General features: G+C 63.8%; 13 protein-coding genes. 6 read left to right on the forward strand and 7 right to left on the reverse strand.

The features are described from left to right. Positions 1-30 precede the first annotated feature (30 nt). The 4 genes from LB569_RS16750 to LB569_RS16765 form a co-directional block, all read right to left on the reverse strand. Positions 31-3,177 carry an efflux RND transporter permease subunit gene (locus LB569_RS16750; RefSeq protein WP_224693245.1) on the reverse strand — a complete coding sequence of 1,049 codons (3,147 nt, stop codon included), beginning with the start codon at positions 3,175-3,177 and terminating at the stop codon, positions 31-33. Between the two features lie 256 nt (positions 3,178-3,433). After that, a complete protein-coding gene (locus LB569_RS16755) occupies positions 3,434-4,576 on the reverse strand; it encodes an efflux RND transporter periplasmic adaptor subunit (RefSeq protein ID WP_224693246.1) in 1,143 nt (380 codons plus the stop codon). 48 nt (positions 4,577-4,624) lie between these two features. Then, complete coding sequence (locus LB569_RS16760) at positions 4,625-5,230, reverse strand: TetR family transcriptional regulator (RefSeq protein ID WP_224693247.1); 606 nt, start codon at positions 5,228-5,230, stop codon at positions 4,625-4,627. Between the two features lie 445 nt (positions 5,231-5,675). Next, positions 5,676-7,316 (reverse strand): acyl-CoA synthetase, encoded by a 1,641-nt coding sequence (locus LB569_RS16765; protein ID WP_224693248.1) that lies wholly within the window; start codon positions 7,314-7,316, stop codon positions 5,676-5,678. 203 nt (positions 7,317-7,519) lie between these two features. Here LB569_RS16765 and LB569_RS16770 point away from each other — a divergent pair, with 203 nt between their 5' ends. The 4 genes from LB569_RS16770 (at position 7,520) to LB569_RS16785 (ending at position 11,277) form a co-directional block, all read left to right on the forward strand. Beyond that, the gene (locus tag LB569_RS16770; RefSeq protein ID WP_224693249.1) at positions 7,520-8,485 is read left to right on the forward strand and encodes a sugar-binding transcriptional regulator; all 966 of its coding nucleotides are present in this window, start codon (positions 7,520-7,522) and stop codon (positions 8,483-8,485) included. 84 nt (positions 8,486-8,569) lie between these two features. Then, positions 8,570-10,624 (forward strand): bifunctional aldolase/short-chain dehydrogenase, encoded by a 2,055-nt coding sequence (locus LB569_RS16775; RefSeq protein ID WP_224693250.1) that lies wholly within the window; start codon positions 8,570-8,572, stop codon positions 10,622-10,624. 97 nt (positions 10,625-10,721) lie between these two features. Next, positions 10,722-10,997 carry a type II toxin-antitoxin system ParD family antitoxin gene (locus LB569_RS16780; protein WP_140705629.1) on the forward strand — a complete coding sequence of 92 codons (276 nt, stop codon included), beginning with the start codon at positions 10,722-10,724 and terminating at the stop codon, positions 10,995-10,997. Continuing rightward, positions 10,990-11,277 (forward strand): type II toxin-antitoxin system RelE/ParE family toxin, encoded by a 288-nt coding sequence (locus LB569_RS16785; RefSeq protein WP_140705627.1) that lies wholly within the window; start codon positions 10,990-10,992, stop codon positions 11,275-11,277. Before LB569_RS16780 ends, LB569_RS16785 begins: the two co-directional genes overlap by 8 nt. Positions 11,278-11,348: 71 nt before the next feature. Here the strand turns inward: LB569_RS16785 and LB569_RS16790 are convergent, their stop codons facing one another. The 3 genes from LB569_RS16790 to LB569_RS16800 all read right to left on the reverse strand — a co-directional run bounded on the left by LB569_RS16790 (position 11,349) and on the right by LB569_RS16800 (position 15,038). After that, complete coding sequence (locus LB569_RS16790) at positions 11,349-12,401, reverse strand: substrate-binding domain-containing protein (protein ID WP_140705625.1); 1,053 nt, start codon at positions 12,399-12,401, stop codon at positions 11,349-11,351. A 48-nt stretch (positions 12,402-12,449) separates the two neighbouring features. Further along, on the reverse strand, positions 12,450-13,445 hold the full coding sequence (locus LB569_RS16795; RefSeq protein ID WP_140705623.1) for an ABC transporter permease: 996 nt from the start codon (positions 13,443-13,445) through the stop codon (positions 12,450-12,452). Between the two features lie 81 nt (positions 13,446-13,526). After that, the gene (locus LB569_RS16800) at positions 13,527-15,038 is read right to left on the reverse strand and encodes a sugar ABC transporter ATP-binding protein (protein WP_224693251.1); all 1,512 of its coding nucleotides are present in this window, start codon (positions 15,036-15,038) and stop codon (positions 13,527-13,529) included. 137 nt (positions 15,039-15,175) lie between these two features. Between LB569_RS16800 and mtnK the strand changes: the two genes are divergently transcribed. Further along, the gene (gene mtnK, locus LB569_RS16805) at positions 15,176-16,450 is read left to right on the forward strand and encodes an S-methyl-5-thioribose kinase (RefSeq protein WP_224693252.1); all 1,275 of its coding nucleotides are present in this window, start codon (positions 15,176-15,178) and stop codon (positions 16,448-16,450) included. Beyond that, the gene (gene mtnA, locus LB569_RS16810) at positions 16,447-17,541 is read left to right on the forward strand and encodes an S-methyl-5-thioribose-1-phosphate isomerase (RefSeq protein ID WP_224693253.1); all 1,095 of its coding nucleotides are present in this window, start codon (positions 16,447-16,449) and stop codon (positions 17,539-17,541) included. Before mtnK ends, mtnA begins: the two co-directional genes overlap by 4 nt. Positions 17,542-17,546 lie beyond the last annotated feature (5 nt).

Consider the following 17,546-nt stretch of genomic DNA (forward strand, 5'->3'; position numbering starts at 1 on the left):
CCGGTCGCAAATCGACCGGCCGGTTTTTTCTTATTCCGCCGCCAACGCCAGTTGCGGCCGCTCGATGCCTTCGATCTCTCCTGGCTCCGGCGCCTGCTCATCGGTTTTCGCCTTCTTCGGCTCGCGGCCGAAGAACAGGGCGTAGCCCGCCGGCAGCACCAGGATGGTGAGCACGGTGGCGACCAGGATGCCGCCCATCATGGCGTAGGCGAGCGGACCCCAGAAGACGGCGCGCGAGATCGGGATCAGCGCCAGCACCGCCGTCATCGCCGTCAGCACGATCGGCCTGAAGCGGCGCACGGCCGAACCGATGATGGCCTCCGAGCGTTCCATGCCCCTGGCGATGTCCTGGTCGATCTGGTCGACCAGGATGATCGAGTTGCGCATGATGATGCCGAGCAGCGCGATGACGCCGAGGATGGCGACGAAGCCGAACGGCGCGCCGCTGATCAGCAGAGCGGCGGCAGCACCGATGATGCCGAGTGGGCCAGTCGCCAGCACAAGCATCGCCTTGCCGAAGTTCTGCAGCTGGATCATCAGCAGCACGACGATGATGGCCAGCATGATCGGTGCCTTGGCGGCGATGGAGGCCTGGCTTTCAGCCGAGTCCTCGGCCCCGCCCTGGATCTCGATCTTGTAGCCGGGGGCGAGGCCATCGCGCAGGCCCTGCATGTCCTTGTACATCTTGGTGACGACGTCGTTGGACTGCACGCCGTCGGGCAATGTGGCGCGCACCGAGATGGTCGGCAGGCGGTCGCGGCGCCATTCGATGCCTTGCTCCAGCACAGGCACCACCTTGGCGACCTGCGACAGCGGCACGAAGCCACCGAAATCAGTCGGGATATAGACCGAGTCGACGGAGGACAGCAGGCTGCGGCTGGCGTCCGGCTCGCGGGCGACGATGGACACCGTCTCCTCGCCGTCGCGGAAGTCGTCGAGCGGCGCGCCGGACATAGCGGCCTGCAGCATCTGGCGGATGCGCTGCGAGGTGACGCCGAGCGCACGGGCACGGTCCTGGTCGATGACCAGCTTCATCGCCGGCACCGGCTCCAGCCAATCATCATGCACGGCACCCAGCAACGGATCCTCCCGGAACTTCGCCTTCACCTGGTCGGCGATGCGGCGCACTTCCTGGCGGTCCGGACCCATGATGCGCATCTGTACCGGCCAGCCGGTTGGCGGTCCGAGGAACAGGCGGTCGACCTTGGCGCGGATCGACGGGAAATCCTGGGCCAGGATGGTGCGCAGCTTGACGATCAGCCGCTCGCGCGCCGGTTCGTCATTGGCCATGACAAGCATCTGGGCGAAGTTCGGGTTACGCAGTTGCTGGTCGAGCGGCAGGAAGAAGCGCGGCGCGCCCTCGCCGATATAGGTGGCGATGAACCGCTTGTCCTTGTCGTCCATCATCTTGGCTTCCAGCGTCTTGGCCTGCGCCTCGACCTCCTTGATCGAGGTGCCCTCCGGCAGCCACAGATCGACCAGGATTTCCGGCCGCGACGATTGCGGGAAGAAGTTCTGCGGAATGAACTGGAAGGCCCACAGGCTGGTGCCGAAGGTCACCAGCGTCATCACCAGCACGATGATGCGGTGGCGCACCGCCCAGCCGACGGTCGAGCGAAGCCGGCGATAGAAGCGCGTGTCGAAGGCGTCGTGATGGCTGCCCGCGTGCTTGCGCTGTTTGAGGATCATGTTGCCCAGCCACGGCGTGAAATAGACCGCCACGAACCACGACACGATCAGCGCGATGCCGACAACGTAGAACAGGGTGCGCACATATTCGCCCGCGGTCGAAGCGGCGAAGCCGACCGGGATGAAGCCGGCGGTGGTGATCAGCGTGCCGGTCAGCATCGGGAATGCGGTCGAGGAATAGGCGAAGCTCGCCGCCTCAATCTTGACCAGCCCCTCCTCCAGCTTTCGCTCCATCATCTCGACGACGATCATGGCGTCGTCGACGAGCAGGCCGAGCGCGATGATCAAGGCACCCAGCGAAATGCGCTGCAGATCGATGCCGAGCTCGTACATGATGGCGAAGGTGGCGGCCAGAACCAGCGGTATGGCAATGGCGATGACCAGGCCCGAACGCCAGCCGATCGACAGGAACGAGACGACGAGCACGATCAGCAGCGCTTCGCCGAGCGCATGCATGAACTCGCTGACAGCATCCTTGACGACTTCGGGCTGGTCGGAAATCTGGTCGACCGAGACGCCATAGGGCAGCGCCTCCTCGAAGCGCTTGTAGGTCGCCTCGACATCCTTGCCGACGTCGGTGACTTTAAAGCCCTTGGCCATGACGACGCCAAGCTGCACGCTGTCGTGACCATTGAAGCGGTATTTGCGCTGGAAGGGATCTTCGAGCCCGGAGGTCACGGTGGCGATGTCGCCGAGCCGGGTGACCTGGCCGCCGGCGCGCAGGCGCAATTCCCTGATGTCGGCGGCCTTGGCGACGTCGCCTTCGACGGAGATGCGCACCGAATTGACGCCGGTGTCGACGGAGCCGGCCGGGTCGACATTGTTCTGGCCCTTGATCGCGTTCTGCAGGTCGGTCAGCGTCAGGCCGCGTTCGGCCAGCGCCTTGGACGAGACGTCGATATAGAGTTTTTCCGGCTGGTCGCCGATGATGACGGCCTTTTCGACGCCAGGCGTCGTCAGAAGCATGTCGCGCGCCTGGATGGCGAACTTCTTCAGCTCCGGATAGGAAAAGCCGTCACCGCTGATCGAATGCAGCGTGATGAAGGTGTCGCCGAACTCGTCGTTGAAATAGGGGCCGAGCAGGCCCTGCGGCAGGTCGCCTGATATGTCGCCGACCTTCTTGCGCACCTGATAGAAGGCGTCCGTCACCTCGGCGGCGTTGGTGTCGCCCTTGATCTGCACGGTGATGATGGCGCTGCCGGCGCGGGTGAAGGAACGCACGAAATCGAGATGCGGCGTCTCCTGCAGCTTGCGCTCGATCTTGTTGACGACCTGGTCCTCCATCTCCTGGATCGAGGAGCCGGGCCAGATCGCCTGCACGACCATGACGCGGAAGGTGAAATCGGGGTCTTCCTTCTGGCCCATGCGCATCAGGCCGAGCCCACCGGCGATGATGATCAGCCCGAACAGGAAGCGCGCGATCGAGGGATGGCCGATCGCCCAACGCGACAGATTGAAGGGCCGCTTTTCTTCAGTGGAGGTCGTCATCGGTGCTGGTCCACGTTGCTTGGTTGCCGGCGCTCTTGTGCTTCGAGGAAGGTGCTTCGAGGAAGCGCGGCGCGCGGAACGAAATCATCTGCATTCGATACTGGCTTCCGGGCGGCGAGCTTTCCGAGCGCGGAGACACTCATCGCGGTGGGACGCGAGGATCGATGCGGGGGAACATCGGCCTTGACGTCTCGACCTTCGGGCACGCCGCCCGGAAACCTGCGGCCGCGGGAACGCGCGGCCGACCTGTCTGTCGTCAGCGCAGCTGGCTGGCGTCGTCGCCCTCGGCCGAGGCGGACTGCTGCGTCGTGCCTCCGGCGAGCTTCACCTTCAGATTCTCGGTCATGAACTGCGTGCCGGCGGCGACCACGACATCGCCGGGTTTCAGCCCCTCGGCGACACGCACGCCGTCGGCGGCGAACTCGGCGACCTTGACCGGACGGGCATGAACCGTGTCGGCGCCACGATCGACGGTCCAGACGATCGACTGGCTGCCTTGCTCGGCGAGCGCACTGAGCGGGATGGAGACGAGTTGCTTTTCGTTGGCCGCCGACGCCTCGATATTGGCGGTCATGCCGAGCAGCACGCGCGGGTCGTTGGGCAGGCTGACGCGGACGGCAAAGGTGCGCGACTGCGCATCGGCGCTGCCGGCGACCTCGCGGACCTTGCCGTCGAGCGCCAGCGCCGCGTCGGACCAGAAGCCCGCCTTGACGTCCTTGCCCGGCTTGAACTCCGCGATCTCCATTTCCGGAACCGCGATCAGCACTTCCTTTTCGCCATCGACCGCGACGGTGACCACCGGCGTACCCGAGCCGACCACCTGGCCGACATCGGCATTGACCGCCGTGACGATGCCGTCCCTGTCGGCCTTGAGGTCGGTATAGCCGACCTGGTTCCTGGCCTGGGCGAGCGTCGAGCGGGCGGAGTCGCGCGTGGCGACGGCCTGGTCATAGGTCAGCGTCGCCTGTTCGAGCTGCGATTTCGGCGCGAAATTCTTGGCGAAAAGCTGTTCGGCGCGCTTGCGGGCGAGTTCGACCGTCTCGACCTGCCGTTCGGCGGCATCGAGTGCTGCCTGCGCGCTCTTGACCGACAGTTCGTAGTCGGAGGGATCGACGCGGACGAGCACATCGCCGGGCGCCACGCGCTGGCCAATATCGACGAGACGCTCGGTGATCTTGCCGCTGACGCGGAAACCCAGCGTGCTCTCGGTGCGGGCGCGCACCGATCCGGAATAGGACAGCGTGCGGGTGTCATGCGCCTTTGCGATCTCGACGACCTTGACCGGTCGGATGATGTCCTTCACCTCCGCTTTTTCCTGGGAGCAGCCGGCAAGCCCAAGCGATGCGACGATCAGGCCGGCAACCGGCAGCTTGCGAAGGATGGAACTGGACAAAAACATCTTGGTATTCCCGACTGGAGACGGACTGTCGACACCGGTTGGCGGCGGCTATTTCAAGGCTCTGATGGCGTAATCGATGAGCTCGTCGGGCATCGCCCGGTTGGTCTTGGCGAGGCACTGCGCCACCATCTGCGGATGGCACAGGATGACGGTGGCGGCACCGAAACAGCGCGACGCGATCACCGGGTCCTGTTTCCTGAACTCGCCGGCCTCGATGCCATCGCGGATCGTGTCGGCGAAGAGATCGTGGATGCTGTCGACATGCTTGTCGATGACGCCCCAGTCGCGTTCGAGCGCGACGATGACCATCTCGTGGACCTTCTGGTCGTCGAGCATGACCTCCATCGTCATCTTGTACTGCGCATGCACGTAGCGCCGCAGCCGTTCCTCGGCACTGACCGGCAGGTGCATGATCTCGTAGGCCATCTTGTAGCTGGCGCCGAGCATACGGCCGCAGACGGCCTGGTGGATTTCGACCTTGGACGCAAAGAAACGATAGATATTGGCCGGCGACATGCCGAGTTCGCGGGCAATGTCGGCGACGTTGGTCTTGCCGTAGCCATAGTGCCGGAACAGGCGCTCGGCGCAATCGAGGATGCGCGTCACATTCTCCTGTCGGGCGGCATCGGCGACAATGTTGGCGGCTTCGGACATGGCGCTTTCGTTTGATGAGTGACGAATTTCAATTTTCGTCAGTCGTAAATCGAACGCCTTGAGGAGTCAACGCCAAATCGACGTACACGTATAATTGGTGACAGATGGTGACAGTGACAAGGAGGGCAATGAGCGACGTTGGCGATTGGCCAATGACGCCCGTACCGTCGTCATCCTAGGCGGAGCAAGGAGCGCAGCGGCGCGGCGCAGACCCTAGGATCCATGCCGTGACGTCTGCCGAATAACGAGGCGAATCAAAGAGTTACACAGATCAGCGCCGACAGCCTGCGGGGAGCCGTTGAGCACGGCCGAGAGGCACGGAATGGATCCTAGGGGTTTCCGCGACGTCGCTTCGCGACTGCTCCACCCTAGGATGACGAAGTCACGGAGGTCCGCGGTAAATTGTCGAGGCCATGGCAAGGAGGTCAGCAGAATGACGGTGCAGCTACGCCCCCTTCGCCATTTCCCGGAGCCTAAACTTCTGGATCTTGCCCGTCGAAGTCTTCGGTATCTCCGCAAACACCACTGCCTTCGGCACCTTGAAGCGGGCAAGCAGCGCGCGGCAGTGCTCGAGGATCTCGGCCTCGGTGGCAGCTTTGCCCGGCTTCAGCTCCACGTAGGCGACAGGCACCTCGCCCCACTTTTCATCCGCGCGCGCCACGACGCCGCAGGAGGCGACCGACGGGTGCTTGTAGAGGGCGTCCTCGACCTCGATCGAGGAAATGTTCTCGCCACCGGAGATGATGATGTCCTTGGAGCGGTCCTTGAGCTGGATGTAGCCGTCCGGGTGCATGACGCCGAGATCGCCGGAGTGGAACCAGCCGCCGGCGAAAGCCTCGTCCGTCGCCTTGCGGTTCTTCAGATAGCCCTTCATGACGATGTTGCCGCGGAACATGACCTCGCCGATGGTCTCGCCGTCGGCTGATGTCTCCGTCATCGTCTCGGGGTCCATCACCGTGAGGCCTTCGAGCGCGGCATAGCGCACGCCCTGCCTCGCCTTCTTGCCCGCCCTCGCCCCCTTGTCGAGCGCGTCCCAGCCATTATGCCATTCGTTGACGACAGCGGGACCATAGGTCTCGGTCAACCCGTAGAGATGGGTGACGGCGAAGCCAGCATCGGCCATGCCCGACAGCACCGCCTCTGGCGGCGGCGCGGCAGCCGTGTTGAAGGTGACCGTCTGCGCAAACGCGCGCTTGTCTTCTTCCCTGGCATTGATCAGCACCGACATGACGACCGGCGCGCCGCAGAGATGAGTGACGCCATAATCGGCGATGGCATCATAGATCGGCTTCGGCCGCACCCAGCGCAGGCAGACATGCGTGCCAGCCTGGACGGCGAGCGTCCAGGGAAAGCACCAGCCGTTGCAGTGGAACATCGGCAAAGTCCAGAGATAGACCGCATGCTTGGCCATGCCGGCATGGATGGTGTTGGTGTAGGCCATCAGCGCAGCACCACGATGGTGATAGACGACGCCCTTGGGATTGCCCGTCGTGCCCGAAGTGTAGTTGAGCGAGATGGCGTCCCACTCATCGTCCGGCATCGACCATGCGAAATCCTCGTCGCCCCCGGCGACAAACGCCTCATAGTCCACCTTGCCGATCCGCTCGCCTTTGCGATAAGGCGCGTCGGCGGCGTATTCGGGATCGTCGTAGTCGATGACCAGCGGCTTGACCTTGGCCAGACCGAGTGCTTCTCGCACGACATCGGAAAACTCGCGGTCGACGATCAGCACCTTGGTCTCGGCGTGGTCGAGCTGGAAGGCGATGACCGCGGCATCGAGGCGCGTGTTGAGCGAATGCAGCACCGCCTTGGTCATCGGCACGCCAAAATGCGCCTCCAACATCGGCGGCGTGTTGGAGAGCATGACCGTCACCGTATCGCCCTTGCCGATGCCGTGTTTTGCAAGCGCCGAAGCCAGCTTCAGCGAGCGGCGCCAGAAATCGCGGTAGCTGATGCGCTGACTGCCATGGATGATGGCGATATGGTCGGGATAGGTTTTCGCCGCGCGCTCCAGATAGGTGAGCGGCGTCAGCGGCTGGTGGTTGGCGGCGTTCCTGTCGAGATCCTGTTCGTAGGGATTGGCCATCCCGTCCTCCCCAAAGTCTTTTCGAGCTTTCTAACCCTAGGTTCGTCGTCACGCTATCCCCCCTGAATGGCTGAAAATGCTATGCTGCGCCGACTTGCTGGAATGGTGATCTCGATTGAGACGCGCCGGCGGGAGATCGCTTCCTGCTCATGCAAATTTGACTTTTGTCGAGAGCCGTGACTATTGTCAGCCGAGGAGGCGGCATGGCGATCCGACCGGCAGAACAGCTCATTCACAAGGCGGCCTGGCTTTACTATGCCCATGGGCTTCGCCAGGACGAAGTGGCCAATCAGCTCAATATTTCGCGCGCCTCGGTCGCCATGTATCTGCGCAAGGCGCGCGAGACAGGCATCGTCAACATCTCGACCTCGACGCAGCTCTTCACCGACGACGTCATGGCGCGCAGGCTGGAAGACGCCCTGAAGCTCGACGCCGTCTGGATCGCGCCTGAAAACGCCTATCTCGCCGACCCGTCGACCGATATCGCGGTGCTGGCGGCAAGCGTGTTCCTGGAACTCGTCGGGAAAGGCGACCGCATCGGCGTCGCCTGGGGCCGCACCGTCTACACCATCGCCGACATCATGTCCTATGCCGACCTGCAGGACGTCACCGTGGTGCAGCTCTGCGGCAATCTCGGCGCACCGTATTCCTACCGGCCCGATCAATGCACGATGGAAATCGCGCGACGGCTCAATGCCAAGGGCCTCAACTTCTACGCGCCCCTGGTGCTGTCGACCGAGGAACTGGCGCAAGGCCTGCGCGCCGAGCCGGTGATCCGCGACCAGCTTGCCGGGATCAGCGACTGCGATCTTGCGCTCTACTCCATCGGCGCCGTCGATGCCGACAGCCATCTGGTGAAGTGCGGCGCGCTGACGGCGGCCGAGATGGCGGCGCTGCGCAGGGAAGGTGCCGCGGGTGTTATTGCCGGGCAGATCATCGATGCCGGTGGCGAGTTGCTCGACTGCAGCTACAACCGGCGGGTCATCTCGGCGGGGCTTGCTTCACTGCGCGTCATCGGGAAGCGGCTGATGGTCGTGCAGGAAGACAGCAAGTTCGAGCCGCTGCTCGCGGCGATCGCCGGCGGCCTCTGCACGCATCTGGTGGTCGGCGCGCATATGGCGCAGCGGCTGCTCGATCATGCCGGAGCGTCAGCAGAAAAGGCATCCTGAAAAACCCTTTGCCGACGCATTGTCATCAAGGCGTCGCGGCATTCCTGTTTCACCACCTAAACACAGCAACTGGACGAAGCGAACATGAAGAATCTGTGGAACGACGACACGGCCGAAAAACTCGTTGCCGACTATGCGAAGAAAGGTATCGGCCGCGACCTCGCCTTGCGCGTCTACACGACACGGCTTCTCGGTGGCGTGCCGCAACTGGTCCTGCATGGCGGCGGCAACACCTCCTGCAAGATCAAGGCGACCGACCTTGTCGGCGACGAGTGGGACGTGCTGTGCGTCAAGGGCAGCGGCTGGGACATGGCCATCATCGAGCCGCAGGGCCTGCCGGCGGTCAAGATGGGCGCCCTGCTCAAGGCGCGCAAGCTGGACAGGCTTTCCGACGAGGACATGGTTGCCCTGCAGCGGGCAAACCTGATCGACCCCGCCTCGCCCAACCCTTCGGTCGAGACGCTGCTGCATGCCTTCCTGCCGCACAAATTCGTCGACCACACCCACTCGACCGCTATCCTGGCCATTGTCGACCAGGAAGACAGCAAGCCGCTGGTGGCAAAGGTGTTCGGGACGAAGATGGGCTATGTGCCCTACATCATGCCGGGCTTCGATCTCGCCAAGGCGGCGGCCGATGTGTTCGACACCGACCCAACGGTAGAAGGCCTGATCCTCGACAAGCACGGCATCTTCACCTTCGGCGACGATGCCAAGCAGGCCTATGACCGGATGATCCACTACGTGAACGTGGCGGAAGACTATGTGGCCAAGCACGCCAAGCCGCGGCCGGCCAAGGCAGCATTGCCGGCAAGGCTGGCGACGCCGGCTTCCATCGCGCCCATGCTGCGCGGCGCTGTCGCGGCACCACGCGGCGAAGGCCGCTTCGACCGCATGATCAGCGATTTCCGGACCTCGGACGCGATCGTCGATTTCATCAATTCGGCTGACATCGCCGACTATGCCGGGCGTGGCGTGTCGACGCCGGACCTGTCGATCCGCATCAAGACCGGACCGATGGCCGTGCCGGCGCCCGATGCCGACAAGGCCGGCGACTACAAGGCCGTCATCAAGAGCCATGTCGACGCCTTCGCCAGCGATTACCGCGCCTATTTCGAGACCAATGACGCGCGCGACGACGTCAAGCGCATCATGCTCGATCCGATGCCGCGGCTGACGCTGGTTCCGGGGCTCGGCATGTTCGGCCATGGCCGCACGCTGAAGGATGCCAGGATCGCATCCGATGTCGGCGAGATGTGGATCGAGGCGGTGCGCGGCGCCGAGGCTGTCGGCCGTTTCCATCCGCTCTCCAAGGCCGACCTGTTCCCGCTCGAATACTGGTCGCTGGAACAGGCCAAGCTCGCCTCCAACAAGCCGAAGCCGCTGACCGGCCAGGTCGTGCTGATCACCGGCGGCGCCGGCGCGATTGGTGCGGCGACCGCGAAACTGTTCGCCGACAATGGCGCGCATGCGGTGGTCGTCGATCTCGACGCCGAAAAGGCCGCCGATGCCGCCAAGAAAGCCGGCAACAATTCAATCGGTGTCGGCGCCGACATCACCGACCCAGCCCAGGTTCGTGCTGCCTTCGACAGCGCGGTCGTCGTGTTCGGCGGCGTCGACATATTGGTGTCCAATGCGGGCGCGGCCTGGGAAGGCCGCATCGGCGAACTTGACGATGCGCTGCTGCGCAAGAGCTTCGAGCTCAATTTCTTCGCCCACCAGTCGGCGGCGCAGAACGCGGTGCGCATCATGCTGGAACAGGGAACGGGCGGCGCGCTCCTGTTCAACACCTCCAAGCAGGCGATCAATCCAGGCCCGAAATTCGGTGCCTATGGCATACCGAAAGCGGCGACGCTGTTCCTGTCGAGGCAATACGCGCTCGACTACGGCGCCCATGGCATCCGCTCCAACGCCGTCAACGCCGACCGCATTCGCTCCGGCCTCTTGACCGACGCCATGATCGCGAGCCGTTCCGGCGCGCGCGGCGTATCTGAGAAGGAATACATGTCCGGCAATCTGCTCGGCCAGGAAGTGACGGCGCAGGACGTGGCTCAGGCCTTCCTGCATCACGCGCTGGCCGATCGGACGACCGCCGACGTGACGACGGTCGACGGCGGCAACATCGCCGCGGCGCTGCGTTAGGCAAAACGTTGCCGCTCACTACCTCCTGCACGTGGCAGGGGGTAGTGAGGCCCTAACAAAGATTGTTAGCTTTTGTGGGGCGTGATATAAGGCTGGGATGAAAACCGAACCGATGCGCACCTTGACCATATCGCTCACGCCTCAGCAGGCCGCCCGCCTGCAGAGGGCCGTTGACGCTGGCGGATACGCCTCCAACAGCGAGGTTGTTCGCGAAGCCTTGCGCCTGTGGGAGCAGCGCGAAGAGCTGCGTGTCCTTGAACTCGATCAGTTGAAACGTGCCTATGCCGACGGCATGGCCAGCGGCAAGCCGGTGGATGTCGAACCGGCTGAATTCTTGCGCAGCCTGAAGGCAGAACGCCGCGCCCGTGGCTAGATACCGGCTCACTCCGCGCGCTTCGCAGGATTTGCGGGACATCTGGAACACAATTGCAATCGACAATGAAAAGGCAGCGGACAAGCTGCTGATACGCATCTTCGACAAACTAGAACTGGCGGCAGAGCATCCCAGGATGGGAACCGCCCGGCCCGAGTTGAGCGTGACCGCCCGCGTGCTCATCGAGGGCCGCTATATCGTCATCTATGAACCGCAGACAGATGGCATCCTGGCCGTGGCGATTGTCCACGGGATGCGCGATCCGGAACACTGGCTGTAACCGGAAAGGCTGCGCGTCAAGCAAAAAGGGCGGCTCGTGGCCGCCCTTTTGCTTTCCTATTGGAGCCGCGCTTACTTCGCGTTCGGGTTCGGCATCCAGGCCGGCATGGCGACATCGGCATGGGCGAACTGCGGCAGTTTGGCCGACAGGTCTTCCATGTTCTTGATGTCCTTGTCGATCAGCTCTTTCTGCGTGATCAGCGTCGGCGGCACGATGACGTTGTGGCCGGGATCTTCACCGGCGAGCAGTTGCGCCAGAGCGCGCACCGAGACCTGGCCGACGACGGCCGGGTTGGTTGCGGCGGTCGCCGCCCAGGCGCTGTCGGGCTCGCGCATCGCTGATATGTCGGACGTCGAAATGTCGGCCGAATAGATCTTGATCTTCTTGTTCAGGCCGGCTTCGTCGACCGCGATCTTCACGCCCTTGGCGAATTCGTCATAGGGCGCGAACATCACGTTGATGTCGGGGTGCGCCGACAGCACAGAGCGCGCTTGGTTGGCGACCGAATTGGCGATCGGATTGTCCAGCGTGCCGAACATCGCGGCTTCCTTGATGCCGGGATATTTCTTCTTCACGTCGACCCAGGTCTCGTTGCGGCGGTCGAGCGGCGCGATGCCGGCGACATAGACATAGCCGGCGTTCCAGCTTTCGCCATTGTCCTTCACCGCCTGCTCGAGGGCGAGCCGCGCCAGATCCTTGTCCGACTGTTCGATCTGCGGAATTTTCGGGTTTTCGACGTTGACGTCGAAAGCCACCACCTTGATGCCGGCGTCGACGGCGCGCTGGGCGGCATCCTTCATCGATTCCGTCAGGCCGTGCTGAATGATGATGCCCTGCACGCCAAGCGCGATGGCCTGGTCGACCATGTCGGACTGGAGGGCGGCGTCCTGGCGGCTATCGAGCACGCGCAGGTCGATGCCGAGCGCCTTTGACTGCGCCTCGACGCCCGACAGATAGGCCTGGAAGAAGTCGCCGGTCGAGAGATAACGCACCAGCGCGATCTTGACGCCGGGCTTGTCGAACGGCGCCGGCTTGTCGGCGGCCAACGCCGGGACCTGCATCAGCATGGTTGCGCCGGCCAGCCCGAGCGCCACTTTCCCCAGAAGTCGTCGTGTGATGTTCACCTTGTTTTCCTCCACTTTTGTTGAGCCCAAAATCAATCCGGCCGAATGCTAGCCCCTGCCCCTGCCCGAAAGGGCAAAGGTGAAGACAAGGGCGACGACCAGAACCACGCCCTTGACGAAATCCTGCGTGTAGTAGGGCGCGTTCATCATCGTCAGGCCCTGCAGCAAGATGCCGACGAACAGCGCGCCGACGGCGGTACCGAAGGCGTTCGGCTTGGCGGCGCCAAGCACCGCGTAGCCGATCAGCGCCGCGGCGACCGCATCGAGCAGCAGATTATTACCCGAGGCGATGTCGCCGCGTCCAAGCCGGGCAGCGAGCAAAATGCCGCCGATCGAGGCAAAAACGCCTGAAATAACGTACGCCCAGATCTTGTATGCCTTGACAGGCGCGCCGGCGAGTTCGGCGGCGCGCTCATTGGAGCCGACGGCATACATCATGCGCCCGAAGCGCGTGTATTCGAGGAAGAACCAGATCAGCAGCGCCAGCACCAGAAGCACGACCACCGACACCGGAATGAGGTTCGGGATGAAGAAGTCGAAGCGGTGGCGACCAAGCGCCAGGAAGGCGTCGGAGAACTTGCCGTTGGCGACCGAACCATCGGGCATGGTCATGCCGGTGGCGATCGAGCGGCCTTCTGTCGGGATACGCTGCAGGCCGACCAGCAGGAACATCATGCCGAGCGTCGCCAGAAGATCGGGCACGCGCATGTAGACGATCAGCCAGCCATTGATCAGGCCGACAAGAGCGCCGATCAAGAGACAGGCGATGACCGCGACGAGAGCGTTCTGCTCCAGCACCACCATGACATAGGCCGCCGCCATCATGGCCGAGGTCGCGACCGAGCCGATCGACAGGTCGAAGCCGCCGACCACCAGCGTGGCGGTGACGCCGAGCGCCAGCACGCCGGTGATGGCGACCGACTGGAAGATGAAGACAGCACTTTGCGGCGAGACGAACCCGTCGGCGGCGATCGCGAAATAGGCGACCAATCCGAACAGCAGCACGATGAACCCATAGCGGATGGCATAGTCGCGCAGCGTCATTCAGCGCACCCCAGCGCCGCTGCCGTTTTTACCCAACTCGAAGCCATTGTCTCTCCATTCCAATTCCGTTCACCGCCACGCTCAGGCAGCGTTGTGCAGCGGTCCGCCGGCGACCTCGGCCAACAGGCGGTCGAGGTCGACATCGGCATTGCGGTGCTCGCCGACGATCGTGTGCTCCGACATCACCAGGATGCGGTCGGCCGTCTCCAGCGCCTCGTCGAGTTCGGTGAGGAACAAAAGCGTGGCGCGGCCATTGGCGCTTGCCCTCAGCTTGGCTGCGATGTCGCGCCTTGCCGAAATGTCGACGCCCTGGAACGGCTCGTCTAGGATGAACAGCGCGGCATTCTGGGCCATCCAGCGGGCGACCATCACCTTCTGCTGGTTGCCGCCTGATAGCGCCGACATCTCGTCCTTCTCGGAACGGCAGACGATGCCGAGTTGCTCGATCTGCCGGCGCGCGGTGGCGCGCTCGAGACGGCGTTTGAGCACGCTGAAATTCGACATACGCTTCAGGAACGGCAGGCTGACATTGCGCTCGATGTTGAAGCCACCGATGATGCCGCTGGTGGCGCGATCCTTGGCGACGAGGAACACGCCGGCGGCGATCGCGTCGCCCGCCGAGCGCGGCGCGTAGGGCTTGCCGTTCATCGTCATGGCGCCATCGAGCGGTCGGCGCACACCGAACAGCGTTTCGGCAAGAGCGGTCTTGCCGACACCGACGAGACCGGTGATGGCGACGACTTCACCATCACCGAGCGTCAGCGAAATCGGCTTGGCGCCGTGGGCGATGCGCAGCCCTTCGACGCTCAGGACCGCCCTGGCCGAACTCCTGGCGACGATCTGGTCGAGATGGATCTTGCGGCCAAGCATGGCGTTGACCGCGCCTTCATAGTCGAGCGGCTTGGTGTCGAAGGCGCCCGAGACGACACCATCGCGCATAGAGACGATGCGGTCGGCGAGCCGCCTGATGTCCGACATGCGGTGCGAGATGTAGAGGATCGCCACACCCTGCTCGCGAAGGCGGTCGACCAGCGCGAACAGCCGGTCAGCCTCGGCACTGGAGAGCGAGGAGGTCGGCTCGTCGAGGATCAGCACCTTTGGCTGATGGGCGAGCGCACGCGCAATCGCCACCATCTGGCGGTCGGCCAGCGACAGATCGCTGACGCGCGCCTTGAGATCGATGGCCAGTCCCATACGGTCGGCGACCGCCTTGGCCTCGCGGCGCACGCGGGCGGGATTGAACAAGGTTGGCGCGCCACGGCCGCTCAGCCTGTCCAGAGTGAGATTGGTGGCGACATCAAGGTCGGCGACAACACCGTCATTGATGTTCTGGTGCACGGTGACGACGCCTGCGCGGATCGCTTCCGCCGGCGTGTTCGGCGCGAACTCCGCACCCGCCAGGGTCATGGTGCCGCCGCCACGCTCGTAGACGCCGCTGACGATCTTGACCAGGGTGGATTTGCCGGCGCCGTTGGCGCCCATCAGCACGGTCACTTCACCGGCATGGAGGTCCAGCGCGATGCCGCCAAGCACCTCGTTGCGGCCAAAGGATTTCCTCAGTCCCTCTACGCGGAACACGGCATTGCCGACCATGCGTTCCTCCCTGACGCCGACGCTATGGTCAATATCGGCAATTGTCAACACGATTGACAATTGCCAGACAGCTTCCTAGCTTGGCCCCGCCGCCAAGGCTCCCCTATGATCGGAGCACACAGGCGGGAGGGACGAGGATGACTGGAAAATTGCCGTTCGAAGCATTGTCGGTGGAGACGCTCGCAACGCGTCTCGGCACGAACGAGGCGTTGTGCGCGAAGATCGGCAAGGACGCGAGCGCCTGGAAAGTCCGCGAAGTCGGGGACGGCAATCTGAACCTGGTGTTCATCGTCGAAGGCGCCAGTGGCGGCGCCATAGTCAAGCAGGCCCTGCCCTATGTCCGCCTCGTCGGCGACAGCTGGCCCCTGCCGCTGAAGCGCTCTTTCTTCGAATACCACGCTTTGACCCGGCAGGAGCGCAGAGCGCCCGGCTCGGTACCGGCGATCTATCATTTCGACGAAGGCCAGGCGCTGATCATCATGGAGTATCTGGCGCCGCCGCACATCATCCTGCGGCGGGCGCTGATCGAGGGCCGGCAGCTGCCCAACATCGCCAGGGATATCGGCCTGTTCATGGCCCGCACGCTGTTCCGCGGCTCGGACCTGTCAATGGTGGCTCGGGAGCGCAAAAACGACCTGGCGTTGTTCGCCGACAACGTCGAACTCTGCGACATCACCGAGAACCTGGTTTTTTCCGATCCCTATTTCGATGCCAAGCTGAACCGGCACACATCGCCGCAACTCGACGGCCTCGTCGCCGAACTGCGCGCCGACCGCGACCTCAAGGTGGAGGCGCAGCGGCTGAAGCATATCTTCGCCGCGAACGCGGAGACGCTGCTGCATGGCGACCTGCATTCGGGCTCGATCATGGTCACCGATACCGAGACCCGGATGATCGATCCGGAGTTCGCCTTCTACGGCCCGATGGCGTTCGACGTCGGCATGTTGCTCGCCAATTTCTGGATGTCCTTCTTCTCGCAGCGCGGTCATGAGCAGAACGGCAAGCGCGATGCCATGCGCGCCTATCTGCTCGGCGTCACGACCGAAACCTGGGCCGTGTTTCGCGCCGAGTTCTCGCTGATGTGGCGCACCGAGCGGGACGGCATGCTCTATCAGAAGAGCCTGTTCGAGGATCAGGGCGACAGGCTGGGGTCCGAGCAGGCGCTCGACAATGTGCTGCACCAGATCTGGGAGGATCTGCTCGGATTTGCCGGCATCGAAGTGCATAGGCGCATCCTCGGCCTCGCCCACAATGCCGACTTCGAAGCCATTGCCGATGAAGATGTGCGCGCCACTTGCGAGGCGAAGGCACTGAAATTCGGCCGTCACATCGCCGTCAACCGGCGCCAGATTCACAGCATCGACGAGGTCAACAACCTGGCCGCGCTGATCGAACAGGAGAGCAGCATTTGAACGTCGGTGACCGCCACTACCGGACCATCTGGCTGAGCGACGACGGGCGCTCGGTCGAGATCATCGACCAGCGCTGGCTGCCGCATGAGTTCCGCATCGAGAAGCTCGGCACGGTCGCCGCCATCGCCACCGCGATCCGCGACATGTGGGTGCGCGGCGCGCCGCTGATCGGTGTCACCGCGGCCTATGGCGTCGCCATGCAGATGGCCGTCGATCCTTCCGATACAGCTCTCGACGACGTCTGGGAAACGCTGCACGAGACGCGGCCGACGGCGATCAACCTGCGCTGGGCGCTGGACGAGATGCGGCGTTTCCTCAAGCCGCTGCCAATGGAGCAACGCACCGCGGCCGCCTATAAGCGCGCCAGTGAAATCGCCGACGAGGACGTCGGGCTGAACCGCGCCATTGGCGAGAACGGCCTTGAAATCATCAAGCAGATCGCGGCGCGCAAACAGCCGGGCGAGACGGTCAATATCCTGACCCACTGCAATGCCGGCTGGCTGGCGACGGTCGACTACGGCACGGCCACGTCGCCGATCTATCTCGCCGTCGAAGCCGGCATTCCGGTTCATGTCTATGTCGATGAGACACGCCCGCGCAACCAGGGTGCCCAGCTCACCGCCTGGGAAATGGCCGGCCACGGCGTGCCGCACACGCTGATCGTCGACAATGCCGGCGGCCATCTGATGCAGCGTGGCGCGATAGACATGGTCATCGTCGGCACCGACCGCACGACGGCCGATGGCGATGTCTGCAACAAGATCGGCACCTATCTCAAGGCGCTCGCAGCCGCCGACAATGACGTGCCGTTCTATGTGGCGCTGCCCTCGCCCACCATCGACTGGACGGTGGGCGACGGGCTTGCCGAAATTCCGATCGAGGAACGCTCCGGCGACGAGGTCTCGCTGGTCTGGGGCAAGACATCAGACGGCAAAATCGCGCAGGTGCGCGTCTCGCCCGAAGCAACGCCGGCGGCGAACCCGGCTTTCGACGTGACGCCGGCGCGGCTGGTGACCGGGCTGATCACCGAGCGCGGCATCGCCAGGGCGTCGCGCGAAGGGCTGAAGGCGATGTTCCCCGAGCGGGGATAAGCGGA

It is taken from the genome of Mesorhizobium sp. BH1-1-4 (assembly GCF_020165665.1).
Classification (GTDB): domain Bacteria; phylum Pseudomonadota; class Alphaproteobacteria; order Rhizobiales; family Rhizobiaceae; genus Mesorhizobium.

Coding starts and splice junctions, on each gene's coding strand:
- LB569_RS16750 (WP_224693245.1), bottom strand. CDS start 3,177: ATGACGACCTCCACTGAAGAAAAGCGGCCCTTCAATCTGTCGCGTTGG.
- LB569_RS16755 (WP_224693246.1), bottom strand. CDS start 4,576: ATGTTTTTGTCCAGTTCCATCCTTCGCAAGCTGCCGGTTGCCGGCCTG.
- LB569_RS16795 (WP_140705623.1), bottom strand. CDS start 13,445: ATGACGCTGCGCGACTATGCCATCCGCTATGGGTTCATCGTGCTGCTG.
- LB569_RS16760 (WP_224693247.1), bottom strand. CDS start 5,230: ATGTCCGAAGCCGCCAACATTGTCGCCGATGCCGCCCGACAGGAGAAT.
- LB569_RS16780 (WP_140705629.1), top strand. CDS start 10,722: ATGAAAACCGAACCGATGCGCACCTTGACCATATCGCTCACGCCTCAG.
- LB569_RS16765 (WP_224693248.1), bottom strand. CDS start 7,316: ATGGCCAATCCCTACGAACAGGATCTCGACAGGAACGCCGCCAACCAC.
- LB569_RS16770 (WP_224693249.1), top strand. CDS start 7,520: ATGGCGATCCGACCGGCAGAACAGCTCATTCACAAGGCGGCCTGGCTT.
- mtnK (WP_224693252.1), top strand. CDS start 15,176: ATGACTGGAAAATTGCCGTTCGAAGCATTGTCGGTGGAGACGCTCGCA.
- LB569_RS16775 (WP_224693250.1), top strand. CDS start 8,570: ATGAAGAATCTGTGGAACGACGACACGGCCGAAAAACTCGTTGCCGAC.
- LB569_RS16800 (WP_224693251.1), bottom strand. CDS start 15,038: ATGGTCGGCAATGCCGTGTTCCGCGTAGAGGGACTGAGGAAATCCTTT.